The organism is Humidesulfovibrio idahonensis, from assembly GCF_054657715.1.
The window spans coordinates 183350-199497 of record NZ_BAAHYE010000002.1 but is presented as its reverse complement, the minus strand read 5'-3'; the positions used below and the strand labels follow the sequence as shown (position 1 = coordinate 199497).

Sequence of the window (16148 nt, the reverse complement as noted above, 5' to 3'; positions counted from 1 at the left end):
AAGCCCCATGTGCGCCGCAGGGGGCTGCGACGGACCGGGGCATTCTGGGAAGAGTGATAACCGTTGTCAAGGAAAGAACATTAATCCGATAGGAATTAGAGGAAAGCACCCAACCTGTCTATACATCGGGCCGGAGCACACCGTCGGCAGGGCAGGGAAAAGGTTCAGCCCTTGGCGGAATCTCCTGTCTCCACAGCCGGAAGCGCGGCCACGGAGGCGGCCAATTCCTGCAAGGCGCGAACGTCCGCAAGCTCCTCGACCTGGGTCAAGGACGCTGCTCCCGCGCTGGCGCCACGGGCGCGCTCCAGCTTGGCCAGCTCGCCCTCCAGCATGGCCCGCACCGAGAGCAGGATCTGACCTTCCTCGGCCCCGGACTCGCGCATGCTGCCCACGACCACGGCAACGCGCTGCACCACGGGATCAAGGGTGGCGTTCCGGGTCTGCTCAAGCATGATGGGCCCCTCGCCCGTGAGCAGCCAATTGGCGTTGATGCCCAGGCGGAACACCCAGTTGGCCAGGACGGCGGCCGAAGGCAGCCTGCCCGTGTGCAGATAGCCGGAGAACGTCTGTTTGGTGATGCTGCCCTGCATGGCGATTCTGGCGCCTGTCAGGCCGGTGGCCGTGCGGATTTGGCGCAAACGCTCGGCAAAGGCGTCGGGGGAAAAGTCATGTGTTTCAGCGCTCAAAATCTGTTGCCCCCTGTCCGTGTCTAAGGTATGTAAGCAGATTTACGTTCGGTCCAAGGTTACTGGATATTTCCGGCTTCGCCAAGACCCCGGGAGGCAGGTTTTCCCGCTGGGTGAAAATTGTTCCTATTTCGCGGGAATACGCTTCCCCCATGGTCTTTTCGGCGCTGTTTCCGCAATGCCCCGGCTTGGCCTCCACACCGGATTCATGGGGCGTCAATCTCCGGCAATCGCAATAATGCGCCGCTTTTTTGCGCAACACGGAATATTGTGATTACTCGCTCACAGCATTGCCTCATGGTGCTCTTGCGCCGCATTGACGCATATCGCGCTCCTGCAATCCAGGACATATGCTCAAAATTCGATGCGACGCGCGAGGCATACAGTGGCGGCAACATCCCCCCAAACGGAACTGTGGGCATTACCTGTCGAGCCGCTGGGCAGTGTAACCAAGCTAGAGGGCACGCCCACGGCGCAATTGTCACACACACCACGAGTGCATGCCCCACAGCAAGGCCGGCAACCATGTTGTGTTTTCTCCAGCATGAAGATACAGGAGTCGGAACAACTTTCACCACAAGGACATGGCACAGTGCGCAAAATCACAGCCATCGCTCCTGGTTGCATTCCGATGGACGGACCGCGGCCGGAGCGGCGATGAGCAAGGCCCTCTCGCCCCAACGGCAGGCCAGCGGCGGCCGCAAACGCAAACACACCTGCGCATGGCGCCCGGAGGACGCGGCCCTGGGCGAAGCCTGCCCCAGGCTGACGCGGTGCCTTCAGGATCTGCATCCTTTCGGCCCCTGCGCGCTCATACGTTTCCACCTCCGCTCCGACGGCTGCGCCACCCTGCCCTTCGCCACCTCGAACTACGAGGCCGTGCAGCTCCTGCCCTTTGAAACCGTCCGTCACGATGCCCACACGGTGTTCCCTCTGCTGCACCCGGAGGACTTCGACCGCGTGACCATCTCCATGACCCAGGCGGCGCGCGAAATCCGCCCCTGGCTTTCCGAATACCGCATTCTGCACCCGCAAACGGGCGAGGTGCGCTGGCTGCGCAGCTGCCTTGTGCCGTACCGGGGCGCGCAGGACGACCTCGTGGGCTACGGCCTGCAGGCCAATGTCACCGGGGAAAAGCAGTTTTACGCCGCGGTGCTCGATCTCTGCCGGCGCACGTCCGTGGGCGTGTTCCGCACCACGATGCAGGGCCGCTATCTTTCGGTGAACCAGCAGTTCGCAAACATCTGCGGCTACGACTCCCCGGAGGATCTCCTGGGCGCCAGCGTCGACATCTCCACCCAGTTCTACATGCACCCGGGCGAGCGCAAGGTGCTCATCGACCTGCTCAAGACCCACGGCTCCATACAGCGCTATGCGCTGGAGACGCGCACCAAACGCGGCGGCAGCCGCTGGGTTTCGCTCAACATGCGCGTGGTGAAGAACGCCAAGGGCCACATCGACTGCTGCGAGGGCAGCTGCGCCGACATCACCGAGGAAGTGCGCCACGGCCTGGCCCAGGGCCGCTTTGCGGAGCTGACGCACACCAGCTTCGGCGAAGGCGGGCCCGCCCCGCAGGAAACGGAAAAGCCCGCCGGAAACGCTCCCGACGGGCTCTGCCATCTCTTGACCTATGTGCGCGACGCCATCCTGTGGCGCCTGAGCCTTTCCGAACTCCGCTAGAACACGACCTTGCGCGCTGCGGCCAAGGCCAGCTCAAAGTCCGCGTCCGTGTGGGCGAAGGACGTGAACCCGCACTCGTAGCCCGAGGGCGCGAGGTTGACGCCGAAGGCGCGCATCTGCCGGTAGAACGAGCCGTAAGCGGCCGTGTCCTGGGTCTTGGCCGTGGCGTAGTCCGTCACCGGGGTCTTGGTGAAGAAGAGCGTGAACAGCGAGGCCGCCTGGTTCAGCACGATGCTCTGCCCCTTGGAGCGCAGGATGTCGGCCAGGGCTTCGGCAAAGACCTTGGTGCGCGCCGCGAGCCCGGCGTAGTCGCACGTGGCCAGCTGCCGCAGGGTGGCTATGCCCGCGGCCATGGCCACGGGATTGCCCGAAAGCGTGCCCGCCTGGTACACCGGCCCGCTGGGCGCTATGTGGGCCATGATCTCGCGCTTGCCGCCGTAGCAGCCCACGGGGAACCCGCCGCCGATGATCTTGCCCAGGGTGGTCAGGTCGGGCGTGACGCCGTAATGCTCCTGCGCGCCGCCCAGGGCCGCGCGGAAGCCGCTGATGACCTCGTCGAAGATGAGCAGCGCGCCGTATTTGGTGCACACCGCGCGCAGGCCCTGCAAAAATCCCTTGGCCGGCTCGATGAGCCCCACGTTGCCCGCCACGGGCTCCACGATGACGCAGGCGATGTCTGCGCCGTGGGCCGCGAACTGGGCCTCAACGGCCGCAAGGTCGTTGTACGGGGCGAGCAGCGTCAGGTTGGCGATGGGGTCGGGCACGCCGGGCGTGCCGGGAATGGACAGGGTGGCCACGCCGGAGCCCGCCGCCACCAGAAAGCCGTCGCTGTGGCCGTGGTAGCAGCCGTCGAACTTGAGCACCTTGGCGCGGTTGGTGTAGCCGCGCGCCAGGCGCACCGCGCTCATGGTGGCCTCGGTGCCGCTTGAGACCATGCGCACCATCTCCATGCCGGGCATGATCTCGCGGATCAGCTCGCCAAGCTCCACCTCGGCCGGGCAGGGCGCGCCGAAGCTGGCGCCTTTCTTCAGCGCGGCCGTGGCCGCCTCTTCCACCGCGGGGTTGGCGTGGCCCAAAAGCATCGGCCCCCAGCTCATGACGAAGTCGATGAGCTCCTGGCCGTCCACGGTCCACATGCGGCAGCCCGCGGCGCGGTCGATGAACACGGGCTCGCAGCCGACGCTCTTGCAGGCGCGCACGGGGCTGTTGACCCCGCCGGGCATGATCTTTTGGGCGCGGGCGAAATAGGTTTCGGATGTGCTCGGCATGGATCTGTCTCCTTCAGAATTTCAGAAATAGCGCATGGAGGTTTTCTTCAGTTCGCGCAAAGAAGCCAGCACCTGGTGATCCGTCACGCCGGTTTCGCTCTTGATGGCCTCCACCACCTGGGCGCAGTCGCCGGGGTTCTTGCCGTGGATCATGGTGTAGAGGTTGTACTTCCACTGCGGATAGGTGCGGCGCACGTAGCAGTGGCTTATCTCCGGCCGGGCGGCCATCATCTCGCCCAGGCGCAGGGCCTCGTCCGGGTCGTCCACGCGCCAGGCCACCATGGCGTTGTGGCCGTAGCCAGCCTTCTGGTGGCGCAGCGTGGCGCCGAAACGGCGGATGACGCGGTCTTCCTTCAGCCGGGAGAGCAGCCCGATCACCTCGGCCTCGGTGCAGCCGGCTTCTTCCGCAATGGCGGCAAAGGGCGTGGGCGAGTCGGGCAGGTCGGCTCCGGCCAGGGCCAGAACGCGCTTTTCCGTATCGGTGAACACCGGAGGGGCAGATTTCTTGTGCATGGCTTTCTCGCTTGTTTGCAGGGCGCGCGTGTTGCCCCCGGCGGCCAACCGGCGCTGCGGGGACGGGACGGGTTCTTGTATCCGAGGCGGCGGCCGCTGGCAACACGGCCCGCAACCGCCGCCGGCCGTGGCCAAAGGCCGGGGCTTGCCTCGCCTATCGGCTCAGAGTATGAAGGGCCACGCCGTGCGCCTCCGCGCCGGCGGCAACCCTCGCAAAGGAGCGCAGTTCATGAAGATCGCCGTCATCGGCGCGGGCAGCTGGGGCACCACCCTGGCCGACCTTTTGGCCCGCAAAGGCGTTCCCACCACCCTTTGGGTGCGCGAACCGGAACTCTTGGCCGAGATCAAGGAAAAGGGCCGCAACACCTGGTTCATGCCCGACCTGGAGCTTTCGCCGGAGTTGCAGCTGCATTCCAATCCGGCCCGGGCCTTTGCCGGGGCCAAGGTGTACCTGCTTGTGGTTCCCAGCCAATTCATGCGCGCCAGCCTCGAAAGCTTCCGCGACATTTTGCCCAAAAAGCCCATCATGGTCTGCGCCAGCAAGGGCATTGAGAACGGCACCCTGGCGCCCATGTCGCAGGTGGTGGCCGAGACCCTCGACGCCATCGGCCCGCGCTACGCCGCCCTTTCCGGTCCCAGCTTCGCCAAAGAGGTGAGCATGGGCATGCCCACCACCGTGAGCCTGGGCTGCGCGGACAAGAAGCTCGGCCGCGAGCTGCAGGCCCTGTTCTCCACCGAGAGCTTCCGCGTGTACACCAACGAGGACTTCCTCGGCGTGGAGCTTGGCGGCGCGCTCAAGAACGTCATGGCCATAGGCGCCGGCATCGCCGACGGCCTGGGCTTCGGACACGACGCCCGCGCGGCGCTCATCACCCGCGGCCTGGCCGAAATGAGCCGCCTGGGCAAGGTCATGGGCGCCAAGCCCAAGACCTTCATGGGCCTCTCCGGCATGGGCGACCTGGTGCTCACCTGCACGGGCGACCTCTCGCGCAACCGCACCGTGGGCAAGAAGCTCGGCCAGGGGCAGAAGCTCGCGGCCATTTTGGCCGAGACCAAGACCGTGGCCGAGGGCGTGCGCACCACCCAGAGCGTGTACCAGCTGGCCCACAAGCTGGGCGTGGAGCTGCCCCTCACCGAGCAGGTGTACCGCATTTTGTACGAGGACAAGGACCCGGCCCAGGCCGTGCGCGACCTCATGACCCGCGACCTCAAGGGCGAATAGCCCGCCATCCGCGCCAACACAGGGGCTCCCGGTCCGTCCGGGAGCCCCATGCCGCGCCCCGAAAGTACCCAATAAATGCTAAGCATTTTCCTAATTTGAAGAAATACCATTGACTCACGCCGGGAAGGGAAATACGTAGAGTGCAGGTGCGCCCGTGGCGGACCTCTTTTCCCTAGCGGTTCTGCATGCATTTGACGTTCATTGGCCGAAAGCGCCTGTACGCGCTCCGGCAACAATCGACTCCCCGGCGCGAGGCCAGCGTGAACGAACGGATTGTGTTGCCAGGCGGGCCAGTCGCCAGCAAAGCAGCGAACCTTCGGGCCACATTCGTTCTGTGCTGCCTGTGCTTCCTGTTCTGGGCCTGCGGCAACGCGGACCAGCCGGCCTATGCGCCCAAATATTCCGCCGAGCCCACGGTGCGCGTCACCCAGTACATCTTCGCGCCGCATCCGCTCATGAGCCCCCAGAAGCTGGCCGAAATCTACGGCGCCCTGCTCGACATGGTGAACAAGCGCCTGGCGTCCGAGCATGTGGAGCTCAAGCTCGAAACATCGCTCACCTATGCGGCGTTCAACGAAAAACTCGCCGCCGGCAAGGTGCACTTCGCCCTGCCCAACCCCTACCAGACGGTCCTTTCGCTGGAACACGGGTACGCGGTCTTCGGCAAGATGAGCCGCGACGAGGACTTCCGGGGCATCATCCTGCTGCGCAAAAACTCGCCCATCACCACCCTGGCCGGGCTCAAGGGCGCCAGCGTCTCCTTCCCGGCGCCCACTGCCCTGGCCGCCACCATGATGCCCGAGCTGTTTCTGCGGGAGCACGGCATCGATCCGGCCAAGGACATTGTGCAGCGCTTTGTGGGCACCCACGACTCGGCCATGCTGAACGTCTGCCTCGACGTCACCCAGGCCGCCTGCACCAGTCCGCGCGCCTGGCAGGTGTTTCAAAAGGAGCGCCCGGCCCAGGCCCGGCTCATCGCGGTGCGCTGGCAAACCCCCGCGCTGCCGAACAACGGGCTTGTGGCGCTGCAATCCGTGCCGGCGCAGGTGCGCGACAAAGTGGCCCAGGCCCTGTTCCACATCCATGAAACCCCGGAAGGCCGGCGCGTGCTGAACATGGCCGGGGTGGAGCGCTTTGAGCCCGCGAACGACGCCACTTTCGCCCCTGTGCGCGACTTCATAGCCCGCTACACGAACGCCGTGCGCGAGCCGAAGGGGCTCAATGAATAGCGCCCTCAGCCGTCTGCGCGGTCTGTGGAACCGCTCCGTGCGGCACCAGTTGGTCATCGGCGTGGCCGTGGTGCACGCGCTGCTCATGACCGTGTTCGTCATCGACATGGTGGGCCGCCAGCAGGATTTTTTGCGCAACGAGGCCCTGGCCAAGGCCGACGCCCTGGCCCGCACCCTGGCTGTCGCCAGCGCCTCCGCCGTGCTCTCCCGCGACATCGGCGGGCTGGAGGAGATCATCGGGGCCACGCGCAACATGCCGGGCCTCACCTACGCAAGCGTCATCGACCCAGCAGGCCGCGTGCTGGCGCACACCCGGCCCGAGCTGGAGGGCAAGTACGTTTCCGACCCCTTGAGCCTTTCGCTTCTGGAGCGCACCCCGCGGCTGCAATACCTCGTCATCACCAAGGACCAGATCGACCTGGCCATGCCCATCGTCACCGGCTCGCGCATGCTGGGCTGGGCGCGCATAGGCCTGGCCCAAAGCGCGCAGCAAAAGAACCTGGACCGCGTGGTGGAAGACGGCATGTCGTATGCCGTCATCGCCATCGTCATGGGCGGGCTCTTCGCCCTGTACATCGGGGCCAGGCTCTCCAGCGGGCTGGACAAGCTGGTGACGGCGGTGGACGCCGTGCGCGCGGGCGACCGCGGCTTCAAGGCCGAGGAAGGCGCGGACGAGATCGGGCGGCTCGGCAGCGGCTTCAACGCCATGCTCGAGGCCGTGCGCGCGGGCGAGGAAAAGTTCCGCACCGTGGCCGACTTCACCTATGACTGGGAATACTGGCGCGCGCCGGATGGCCAGCTCATCTGGATGTCGCCCTCGTGCGAGCTCTATACCGGCTACACGGCGGAGGCCTTCATGCAGGACCCCGGCCTGCTCGCAAGCATCGTCCACCCGGAGGACCGGCACCTGTACGACGCCCATATGCACGAGGTGGAGTCCGGCAGCATCGAACCCGGCGAACTGGACTTCCGCGTGCTGCACAGCTCCGGGCAAATCGTCTGGGTCGACCACCATTGCGTGGACATCACCCGGCCCGACGGCACGCTGCTGGGCCGCCGCGCCAGCAACCGCGACATAACCCTGCGCAAGCAGGCCGAGGACAGCCTGGGCCGCTGGGCGCAGCTCTTCAAGAACGCCTCCTGGGGCATCGCCATCTGCTCGCCCAGCACCCAGCGGCTGCAGGCCATGAACCCGGCCTTTGCGCGCATGCACGGCTACACAGAGGCGGAGCTGGCCGACCAGCCCGGCGACTGCGTGTACCCGGAAGAGCTGCGGGCCACGGTGCAGGCCAACCTGCTGCTCTCCGGCCCCACGGGCCACCACACCTTCGAGGCCGAGCACCTGCGCAAGGACGGCAGCCGCTTCCCGGCGCAAATGGACGTCACCACGGTGAAGGACGCCCGGGGCGCCGTACTCTATCATGTGGTCAACGTGCAGGACATCACCGAGCGCCGCCGCGCCCAGGACGAGATCATCCGCGCGCGCGACGCGGCCGAGGCCGCCAGCAAAGCCAAGGGCGACTTTTTGGCCGTCATGAACCACGAGCTGCGCACGCCGCTGAACGGCATAAAAGGCATGCTCCAGGTGCTGCGCCAGGACAACCTGAACGCGGACGAGCGGGCGGACTACCTCGACCATGCCCTGGCCGCCAGCGACAACCTCGCGCTCATCCTGAACGACCTGCTGGATGTCACGCGCCTGGAATCGGGCAAGATGCCCCTCCTGGAAGAGCCCTTCCACGTGGAAGACGTGGCCGGGCCGGTGTGCGCCGGAGTGGAGCCCGCCGCCAAGGCCAAGGGCCTGCGCATAATGCTCTCCATCGCCCCAGGCCTTGACGGTCCGCTCTTGGGCGATCCAGGGCGCATCCGCCAGATTCTGCTCAGCCTGCTGGGCAACGCCGTGAAATTCTCCAACGGCGGGCAGGCCAGCCTGGAGATCTACCCCATTCAAGGTCCCCGCGCCCTGCGGGCCGACGGCCGCCTGCCCGTGCACTTCGTGGTGCGCGACACGGGCATCGGCATCGCCCACGAGCACCTGCTGAACATTTTCGAACCCTTCACCCAGGTGGAGTCGCCCTATACGAGGATGCACGGCGGCATCGGCCTGGGGCTGGCCCTGGTGAAGCGTCTCACCGCGCTCATGGGCGGACGCCTGGAAGCCTACAGCGAACCCGGCCACGGCACAGAGGTCCACCTCACCCTGCCCCTGCGCCGCGCGGAGGCCAGCACCGAGCCGGCCCTGTTCCGCGACAAGGCCTTCTTGGAGCAGGCCGAGCGCGACCTGGCCGCGCATCCCGTGAAGCCGCGGGTGCTGGTGGTGGAAGACGACCCCCTGAACCAGATAACCACACTGAAGTACCTGGAGATACTCGGCTGCGAAGGCGCGGTGGCGGCCAACGGAAACGAGGCCCTGCACGCCCTTGCGGACGAGTACTACGACGCGGTGCTCATGGACATCCAGATGCCCGGCATGGACGGGGTGGAGACCACGCGGCGCATCCGCGAGTCCGACGGCAAGGACTACGACCCCGCCATTCCCATCGTGGCCGTGACCGCCCACGCCATGGCCAGCGACCGCGAACGCTTTCTTGGCGCGGGCATGGACGGCTACGTGGCCAAGCCCTGCTCGCCCGATTCGCTGTGGGCGGAGCTGCAACGCGCCCTTGCCCGCAACCAGGAGCGCCTGCCGCCCCCTGCCGATGGATGACCGGCAGCCCGTAAGCGCGCCAATTTTCAACCAACACTGCGCAGATTTTGCGCCACGGCACAATCAACGGATATTATTCCCCGCAATTTCAAAGCTGTATCTTTTGGCACGGCTTCTGCTATGTTTACAGCGTATCCTGGGTGAAGGTACCCGCCTGGCCCAGTCCAACGAACTTGAACCGAACGCTGAACACAATCCCACGCCGCCCCAACGCCGGCGGGCAAGGAGACCGGAAATGAACCGCAAGAAGCTCAAGATCATGTTCGCCACCGTTTTGTGCCTGGGCGCAATGGCCGCTCCCGCCATGGCGCAGGTCAACATCAGCATCGACCTGGGCATTGCGCCGCCGCCGCCCAGGGTCGAGGTCATCCACGAGGGCCGCCCCGGGTTCGTGTGGATTGAGGGCTTCTGGTACTGGGACGGCCACAAGCACCGCTGGTCCAAAGGCCACTGGGAGCACGAGCGTCCCGGCCACCACTGGGTGGCTCCCCGCTGGGAACCCAGAGGCGACCGCCACCACTATGAGCCGGGCCGCTGGGAGCCTGACCTTCGCGACCGCGACGACCGCGACGACCACCGCGGCCCGGGCAACCATGGACGCGGCAACGCCTACGGCCATGACCGCGACGACCGCGACGACGATCGCGGCGGCGACCAGGGGCACGGCCGCGGCCACCGCTAGACAGCCGGCAGCATGAATGAAAAGGCCCGGAAGCGATTCCGGGCCTTTTTTGCGCTCATTTGCCGATGCAGAATTTGGAGAAGATGGCTTCCAGAACCTGGTCCGGCGCTATTTCGCCGGTGATCTCCGCCAGGGCGCGGCAGGCGGCGTCCAGGCGCAGACCCAAAATGTCATAGGGCAGCCCGGCCTCGACCTCGGCCGCAAGCGCGGCGAGCTCGTCCCCGGCCTGGCGGATGTTCGCGGCCTGGCGCGCGTTGGGCGCAGTTTCATCGGGGTCCGGCTCGCCGGCCCCGCCCAGCAGCTTCCCGCGCAGGCGTGCGCAGAACTCCTCCAACCCTTGGCCGGTCTTGGCGGAAACACGCACCCATTCCAGCCCCAGCCCGGCGACGCCTTCCTCCGCCGCGGCCCCGCCGCCCGGCAGGTCGCACTTGTTCAGCACCACCAACGCCCGAGCAGGGTCGAGGCCGTCCAGGGCCTCACGATCCTCCGGGGTCAGCGGCTGCGAGGCGTCGAGCACATAGAGCACGGCCTCGGCGCGGGCCATGAACTCCCGCGTCAGGTCCTGCCCCGCCGCCTCCACGGCCTCCACTCCCTGGGCGCCATGCCCATGCCGCAGGCCCGCCGTATCCACCAGCCGCGTGAGCAGGCCGGAGAGGTCCAGCATCTCCTCCAGATAATCGCGGGTGGTGCCCGGCGTTGCGGAGACGATGGCCCGCGCGCGGCCCACCAGGGCGTTCATCAGGCTCGACTTGCCCGCGTTGACGCGCCCGGCCAGAACGGCCAGCACGCCCTCGCGCCAGGCCCGCGTCCGCTCCACCCCGGCCAGCAACGCGGCCAGATCGTCGGCCACGGACAAGGCCTCAGTCCGCAGGGCGCCTGGCGGCAGGCACTCCACGTCTTCATCGGGGAAATCCACGGCCAGGCAGAGCTGGGCGCGCAGGGCCTCCAGCCGGGCGCGCAGGGCGCCTATGCGCTCCGAAAGCGCGCCGGAGAGCTTCATCTGGGCCAGGTGCAGCGCGGCGCGCGTGGGCGCGGCGATGGTCTCGGCAATGGCCTCGGCCTGGGCCAGGTCCAGCTTGCCGTTCTTAAAGGCGCGGTACGAGTACTCGCCGGGCCGGGCCAGGCGCGCCCCGCGCGCGAGCAGTTCGTCCAGAACCGCGCGCAGCACGGCCTGCCCGCCGTGGCAGAACAGCTCCACCACGTCCTCGCCCGTGAAGGAGCCGGGGCCGGGCATGTAGGCGGCCAGGACCTCGTCGAGCGCGCGGCCCTGGGCGTCGGCCAGGGTGCCGTGGTGCAGAAGATAGGGCTTGAACCCGCTAAAGCGCGGGCGCGAGGAATGGAACAGGGCGGCGGCCAGGGCGCTGGCTTGCGGACCGCTCAGGCGGACGATGCCCACAGCGCCGGCCCCCGCGGCCGTGGCGATGGCGGCGATGGTGTCCTTGTCCGCGTCGGCCATGGGCGCTCCTTCAAATGCAGCGCCGCCGGGGCGGAAGGACAAGCTCCCGGCCCCGGCGGCGTTGGCGTTATGCAAGCCGGGGCTTATTCCCCGGCGGATTCGTCGTAGTCCTGGGCGGCGTTGCCGTTCTCGGCTCCCGTGGGCTCCAGCAGCTCGCCGTCCTTGCCCTTGCGCTTGCTCATGATGAGCACGCGCTTCATGGAGCCCTCGCCCTTGCTGCGGGTGAAGACGAACTCGTCGTCCTGCAGGGTCAGGTGGACCACGCGGCGGTGGTAGCTGCTCATGGGCCGGGTGCTCTGGGTGCGGCCGGTGGCCGTGGCCTTGTCCGCCAGGTGGCGGGCGATCTGGCGCAGCCTCTCATCTTGATTCTCTCGATAGTCCCCGGCGTCGATCTGCACGCGCACGGAGGCGTCCATGCGTTTGCTGACCAACCGGTTCACAAGATACTGAATGGAGGCCAGGGTCTGTCCCTCGCGGCCGATGAGCAGCCCGGTGTTGTCCGGGTCCTCGATCTTCACGCACACGCGGTCGGTCAAAAGCTCCACGCTCACCTGGGCGTTCTCCACCAGGGGCATGAGCAGCTTCTGGGTCACCTCGCGGGCGACCTCCTCCAGCTTGGCCTGATCCAAATGCCCGATGCCCTGGGGCGCGCCGCTGTCCTCGTCGTCCGTGCGGCCGGCGGCCTGGGGCTCGCGGCGGGGCGGACGCTGCTGGTCGGCCTCGCGGCGCGGGCGCTCGCGGCGGCGCGGCTGCGGGGCGCGGTTGCCGTCGCGGTCGGCCTGGGCTTCGCCAGACCTCTCGGCCGGGCGGTCGGCGGATTTCTCGGCAGGCCTTTCGCCGCCGCGTTCGCCGCTGCGTTCGCCACGGCCGCGGCCACGGCCACGGCGGCTGCGCTCGGAACGGCGGGGCTGGTCGCCCTGCTGCTCCTGGCCTTCGGCCTGGGGCGTGGCGAAAGCCGCTTCAGCCTGGGCCTGCGCCTCGGAAGGCACGGCGTTTCCGCTCGTCTGAACCGGGGCATCGGCCTCGGGCTCGCGGCGCGGGCGTTCCTGGCGTTCAGGGCGCTCCGACCGCTCGGGGCGGCGCTCCTGGCGTTCCGCCGGGGCGGGCTCGGCCACGGTCTTGAAGCTGCCGCGGGGCTTGGCGCGCACCACGGCCTTCTTCACGCCCATGAGGCCGAAGATGCCGGAGGAGCCGCCGGAGATGATCTCGATCTCCAGCTTGTCGCGTTTCAGGTCATAATGCTTGCAGGCGGCCTCGATGGCCTCGTCCAGGTTCTTTCCCTGGAATTCTTTGCTATCGCTCACAGGTATCCTCCCAGCAGCTGTTTCACCACCATGCGTCCCTTACGCCTTCTTGGCGCGCATCATCCACCACTGCTGGGTGATGGAGAGGACGTTGTTCACCAGCCAGTAGACCACGAGCCCGGCGGGGAAGTTGAGGAACATGAAGGTGAACACCACCGGCATAAGCAGCATGATCTTGGCCTGGGTGGGGTCGCCTCCGGTCGGGGTCATCTTCTGCTGAATGAACATGGTGGCCCCCATGATGAGGGGCGTGACGTAGTAGGGGTCCTTGGCCGAAAGGTCGGCCAGCCAGACAAGGTTGGGGAAGAACGGCACATGGGTGATGAAGGCCGCGTGCCGAAGCTCGATGCTGCCCAGAAGCGCCTTGTACAAGCCAAAGAACACGGGAATCTGCACGATCATGGGCAGGCAGCCGCCCGCCGGATTCACCTTATAGGTCTTGTAGAGCGCCATGATTTCCTGATTCATGCGCTCCTTGTCGTCGGCATACTTCTCGCGCAGCTTCTGGATCATGGGCTGAATGCGCTTCATCTGGTCCATGCTCTTGTAGCTCTTGTGCGAAAGGGGCCAGAAGATGAGCTTGATGAGCACGGTGAGCAGGATGACGGCCACGCCGTAGTTGTGCACGTACTGGTAGAACCAGTTCAAAATGGCCAGCAGCGGCACGGCGATGAGGTGGAACCAGCCGAAGTCGATGGCCTGATCCAGCTTGTTCGGCATGTGCGCCAAAATGGCGCGGTCGGCCGGGCCCATGTAGTAGCTGGTCTTCAGCGTCTTGGCCTGGCCGGCCTCGAAGGTGGCCGGGTGGCTGGCGGCGATGTGGAACACGCCGTCCTTCATGCGGCCCTGGCCCAGGGTGTCGGCGGTTTCGGGCATGACGGCGAAAAGGAAGAAGTTGCTCTCGATGGCCGACCAGTTGACCACGCCTTCCGAGGACGCGCCCTTCTTCTCCAGGTCGCCGTGGTCGGTGTGCTCCTCAAACCCGCCCTTGACGCGGCCAAAGGCCACGCGCGTGGCGTTGTACTTGTCGTCCTTGGGGGAAAGCCCGGCCGAGGCGATGGTGTAGGCCACGCGGCCGGTGACCGGCGCCGTGCCCGCGTTGGTGAAGGTGGTCTCCTCGGTGACGAGGTAGGAATCGGCGCTCACGGTGAGGCGGCGCTCGATCTTGAGGCCCGCGGCCTCGCCGGTAAAGACGAGGGTCTTCTTCTCCGCGCCGGAAAGTTCGGCGTCAGCGGCGTCGCTGGTCCAACCGGGGGTGTTCCAGGTGTGCACCTCGGCCCCGGCGGGCAGAATCATCAGCCCCAGGGCGGCCTGGTTGCGGGCGTTGGGTCCCACGATGTCGATGCGGTCGGATTCGGGGGCGATGGTCTCGTGATAATTATTGAGCACGAAGCTTTCGAGCACGCCGCCCTGGGTGTTGAACCGGGCGGAGAACAGCGGGGTCTTGATGGTCACGGGGCGGCCCAGGGCGGACTCGGCGGTGACGGCTGCGTCTGCTGCTGCTGCGGCGGCGGGCTTGGCGCCCTGTTCGATCTTGGATTCTGGCTGCGCGGCGATGGGCGGCGTTTTGGCCGGTTCGGAGGGGAACAGGTAGCCCCAGCCGATGAGGACGATGAGGGAGAGGGCCAGGGCTGCGATGAGGCGTTTGGTATCCATGTATCAGCTCGCGTGGGTGTCTGGGATGTTGGGGGAGAAGCTGACGGGCACGGGATCAAACCCGCCCCGACACAGGGGCTGACAGCGCAGGACGCGCCACAGGGCCAAGAGGCTGCCACGCAGGGGACCGTGCAGAATCACGGCCTGCCTGGCGTACTCGGAGCAGGAGGGCTCAAAGCGGCAGGAGCCCACGAAGATGGGGGACAAAAGTCTCTGGTAGAGCCAAATGAGCGCCAGCAGAACGGACTCGGCGCCTAGGCGCTTTGTCCCGTGCGTGCCTCTCAGCATGGAGACCTCGTGTCGGTGACTCCCGCCCCGTTCTCCCGGCCAAGCCGGGAAAGCACGGGAAGGAACTCCTGTTCCACCAGGGCCATGTCGATGCTCTTCGGATCCAGGCTCCGCTTCGGAACAACGACGATGTCCAGAGCCTTGTCGATCATGGCCTGGTGCAGCCTGAAAAATTCGCGCACCACGCGTCGCACGCGATTGCGCAAGACCGCCTTCCCGACCTTCCGGCTCACGGTCATGCCGAGCCGAAATCCCTCCGCCACGTCCTCCCGTCCGAGGACGAAGAGGACAAAGTGGCGGGTGTAGACCTTGCGGCCCTGGTCGTAGCAAACGCCGAAGCGCTTGCTCTGAAGCAGGCGGCGGCTTTTGGGCCAGTCTAGAGGGCTAATCTCTTGCGCCCTTTCTGGCGGCGGCGGCGAAGGACGGCCTGGCCGCCCTTGGTGCGGGAACGCACGAGGAAACCGATGGTGCGTTTACGTCTGATTTTGCTGGGCTGATAGGTGCGTTTGCTCATATGTGCTCTCCTGGGAGGATAATTTCTTTTCCGTCGGTGCGGAACCAAGCCGTATAGCCGCAAGCGAGACGTCCGTCAAGCTCCGGTTTATCGCTCGGCCCGCAATCCGGCCCTTTTCGCTTCTGCTCCGTTCTGGTACGCTTTAAACCATGACGAAGCAAGTATTCCTTTCGCCCGCCCGGAGCTACCGCGAGACCGTGCGGCCGCAGCGCGGCGAGACCACCTTTCAGGTGGTGCTGGAGCAGACGGACCTCTTCATCACCGCGGAGCAGGATCTCTCGCAGCCCATGCTCGACCACGTGCGCGAGCTGCGCGGAGAGCTGAAGAACTTCATGCTCCTCACCCCCGGCTTTCGCGAAAGCCTGGTGCCCGTGCCCGCGCCCCAGGGCGCGCCCGCCATCGCGCGGGAGATGGCCCGCGCGGCCGCCAGCGTCGGCGTCGGCCCCATGGCCGCCGTGGCCGGAACCTTCGCCCAGATGGTGGCCGACCGCTTCGCGCCGTCAAGCCCCAATCTCATCGTGGAGAACGGGGGCGACATCTACATGCACTCCACCAAGGACCGCGTGGTGGCGCTCTTGGGCGACCCGGAAAGCGGCGCGCGCCTTGGGCTCAAGCTCGGCAAGTGCGACTTCCCGGTGAGCCTCTGCGCGTCCTCGGCCACCATCGGGCCATCATTGAGCCTGGGCAAAGGCGAGCTGGTGGTGGTGCGCTCCAAAAGCGGCGCCTTTGCCGACGCAGCGGCCACGGCCCTGGCCAATCTCATCGATACCGGCGACGACCTGGACCTGGTGCTGGCGCGCGCACGGCAGTATGCGCCGCTGGGGCTCGAGGGCGTGTTCGCCCAGGCGGGCGGCAGGCTTGGCGTGTGGGGAAAGATGGAGCTGGTGGCGCTGGAGGAAGGCTGAGCGCCTATTTCTTCAACGGCTGGCCGGTGCCGCGCTGT

The 16148-nt window shown here is 66.7% G+C and carries 15 protein-coding genes; 6 read left to right on the top strand and 9 right to left on the bottom strand.

What is annotated here, in order from left to right:
* Positions 1 to 164: 164 nt before the first annotated feature.
* Positions 165 to 686 carry a helix-turn-helix domain-containing protein gene (locus tag ACYQ4W_RS01175; protein WP_459851898.1) on the bottom strand — a complete coding sequence of 174 codons (522 nt, stop codon included), beginning with the start codon at positions 684 to 686 and terminating at the stop codon, positions 165 to 167.
* A 657-nt stretch (positions 687 to 1343) separates the two neighbouring features.
* Between ACYQ4W_RS01175 and ACYQ4W_RS01170 the strand changes: the two genes are divergently transcribed.
* Positions 1344 to 2366, top strand: coding sequence for a PAS domain-containing protein (locus ACYQ4W_RS01170; RefSeq protein ID WP_459851895.1), 1023 nt, complete (start codon positions 1344 to 1346; stop codon positions 2364 to 2366).
* Here ACYQ4W_RS01170 and hemL read toward each other — a convergent pair.
* Both hemL and ahbB read right to left on the bottom strand, forming a co-directional pair.
* Positions 2363 to 3634, bottom strand: a complete 1272-nt coding sequence (gene hemL, locus ACYQ4W_RS01165; RefSeq protein ID WP_459851893.1) for a glutamate-1-semialdehyde 2,1-aminomutase — start codon at positions 3632 to 3634, stop codon at positions 2363 to 2365. The genes ACYQ4W_RS01170 and hemL overlap by 4 nt on opposite strands.
* A 21-nt stretch (positions 3635 to 3655) precedes the next feature.
* On the bottom strand, positions 3656 to 4147 hold the full coding sequence (ahbB, locus tag ACYQ4W_RS01160; RefSeq protein ID WP_459851890.1) for a siroheme decarboxylase subunit beta: 492 nt from the start codon (positions 4145 to 4147) through the stop codon (positions 3656 to 3658).
* Between the two features lie 229 nt (positions 4148 to 4376).
* On the opposite strand from ahbB, the gene ACYQ4W_RS01155 reads away from it, so the two are divergent.
* From ACYQ4W_RS01155 to ACYQ4W_RS01140, 4 genes are all read left to right on the top strand, one after another.
* Positions 4377 to 5369 carry an NAD(P)H-dependent glycerol-3-phosphate dehydrogenase gene (locus ACYQ4W_RS01155; protein WP_459851887.1) on the top strand — a complete coding sequence of 331 codons (993 nt, stop codon included), beginning with the start codon at positions 4377 to 4379 and terminating at the stop codon, positions 5367 to 5369.
* 260 nt (positions 5370 to 5629) lie between these two features.
* Positions 5630 to 6598 (top strand): phosphate/phosphite/phosphonate ABC transporter substrate-binding protein, encoded by a 969-nt coding sequence (locus ACYQ4W_RS01150; protein ID WP_459851885.1) that lies wholly within the window; start codon positions 5630 to 5632, stop codon positions 6596 to 6598.
* On the top strand, positions 6591 to 9305 hold the full coding sequence (locus tag ACYQ4W_RS01145) for a response regulator (protein ID WP_459851882.1): 2715 nt from the start codon (positions 6591 to 6593) through the stop codon (positions 9303 to 9305). Before ACYQ4W_RS01150 ends, ACYQ4W_RS01145 begins: the two co-directional genes overlap by 8 nt.
* Positions 9306 to 9540: 235 nt before the next feature.
* Positions 9541 to 9987, top strand: coding sequence for a YXWGXW repeat-containing protein (locus tag ACYQ4W_RS01140; RefSeq protein ID WP_459851879.1), 447 nt, complete (start codon positions 9541 to 9543; stop codon positions 9985 to 9987).
* A 55-nt stretch (positions 9988 to 10042) separates the two neighbouring features.
* Here ACYQ4W_RS01140 and mnmE read toward each other — a convergent pair whose 3' ends face one another.
* The 6 genes from mnmE to rpmH all read right to left on the bottom strand — a co-directional run bounded on the left by mnmE (position 10043) and on the right by rpmH (position 15205).
* Entirely contained in the window at positions 10043 to 11443 is a 1401-nt protein-coding gene (mnmE, locus tag ACYQ4W_RS01135; protein WP_459851876.1) for a tRNA uridine-5-carboxymethylaminomethyl(34) synthesis GTPase MnmE, read from the bottom strand.
* An 83-nt stretch (positions 11444 to 11526) separates the two neighbouring features.
* Positions 11527 to 12747, bottom strand: coding sequence for a Jag family protein (locus ACYQ4W_RS01130; protein WP_459851873.1), 1221 nt, complete (start codon positions 12745 to 12747; stop codon positions 11527 to 11529).
* Positions 12748 to 12786: 39 nt separating this feature from the next.
* Positions 12787 to 14403 carry a membrane protein insertase YidC gene (gene yidC, locus ACYQ4W_RS01125; RefSeq protein WP_459851871.1) on the bottom strand — a complete coding sequence of 539 codons (1617 nt, stop codon included), beginning with the start codon at positions 14401 to 14403 and terminating at the stop codon, positions 12787 to 12789.
* A gap of 3 nt (positions 14404 to 14406) precedes the next feature.
* Positions 14407 to 14691, bottom strand: a complete 285-nt coding sequence (gene yidD / locus ACYQ4W_RS01120) for a membrane protein insertion efficiency factor YidD (RefSeq protein ID WP_459851869.1) — start codon at positions 14689 to 14691, stop codon at positions 14407 to 14409.
* A complete protein-coding gene (rnpA, locus tag ACYQ4W_RS01115; RefSeq protein WP_459854416.1) occupies positions 14685 to 15080 on the bottom strand; it encodes a ribonuclease P protein component in 396 nt (131 codons plus the stop codon). The genes yidD and rnpA overlap by 7 nt, the downstream gene beginning before the upstream one ends.
* A complete protein-coding gene (rpmH, locus tag ACYQ4W_RS01110; RefSeq protein WP_459851866.1) occupies positions 15068 to 15205 on the bottom strand; it encodes a 50S ribosomal protein L34 in 138 nt (45 codons plus the stop codon). Before rpmH ends, rnpA begins: the two co-directional genes overlap by 13 nt.
* A 149-nt stretch (positions 15206 to 15354) precedes the next feature.
* On the opposite strand from rpmH, the gene ACYQ4W_RS01105 reads away from it, so the two are divergent.
* The gene (locus tag ACYQ4W_RS01105; protein ID WP_459851864.1) at positions 15355 to 16110 is read left to right on the top strand and encodes a UPF0280 family protein; all 756 of its coding nucleotides are present in this window, start codon (positions 15355 to 15357) and stop codon (positions 16108 to 16110) included.
* Positions 16111 to 16148: the final 38 nt, after the last annotated feature.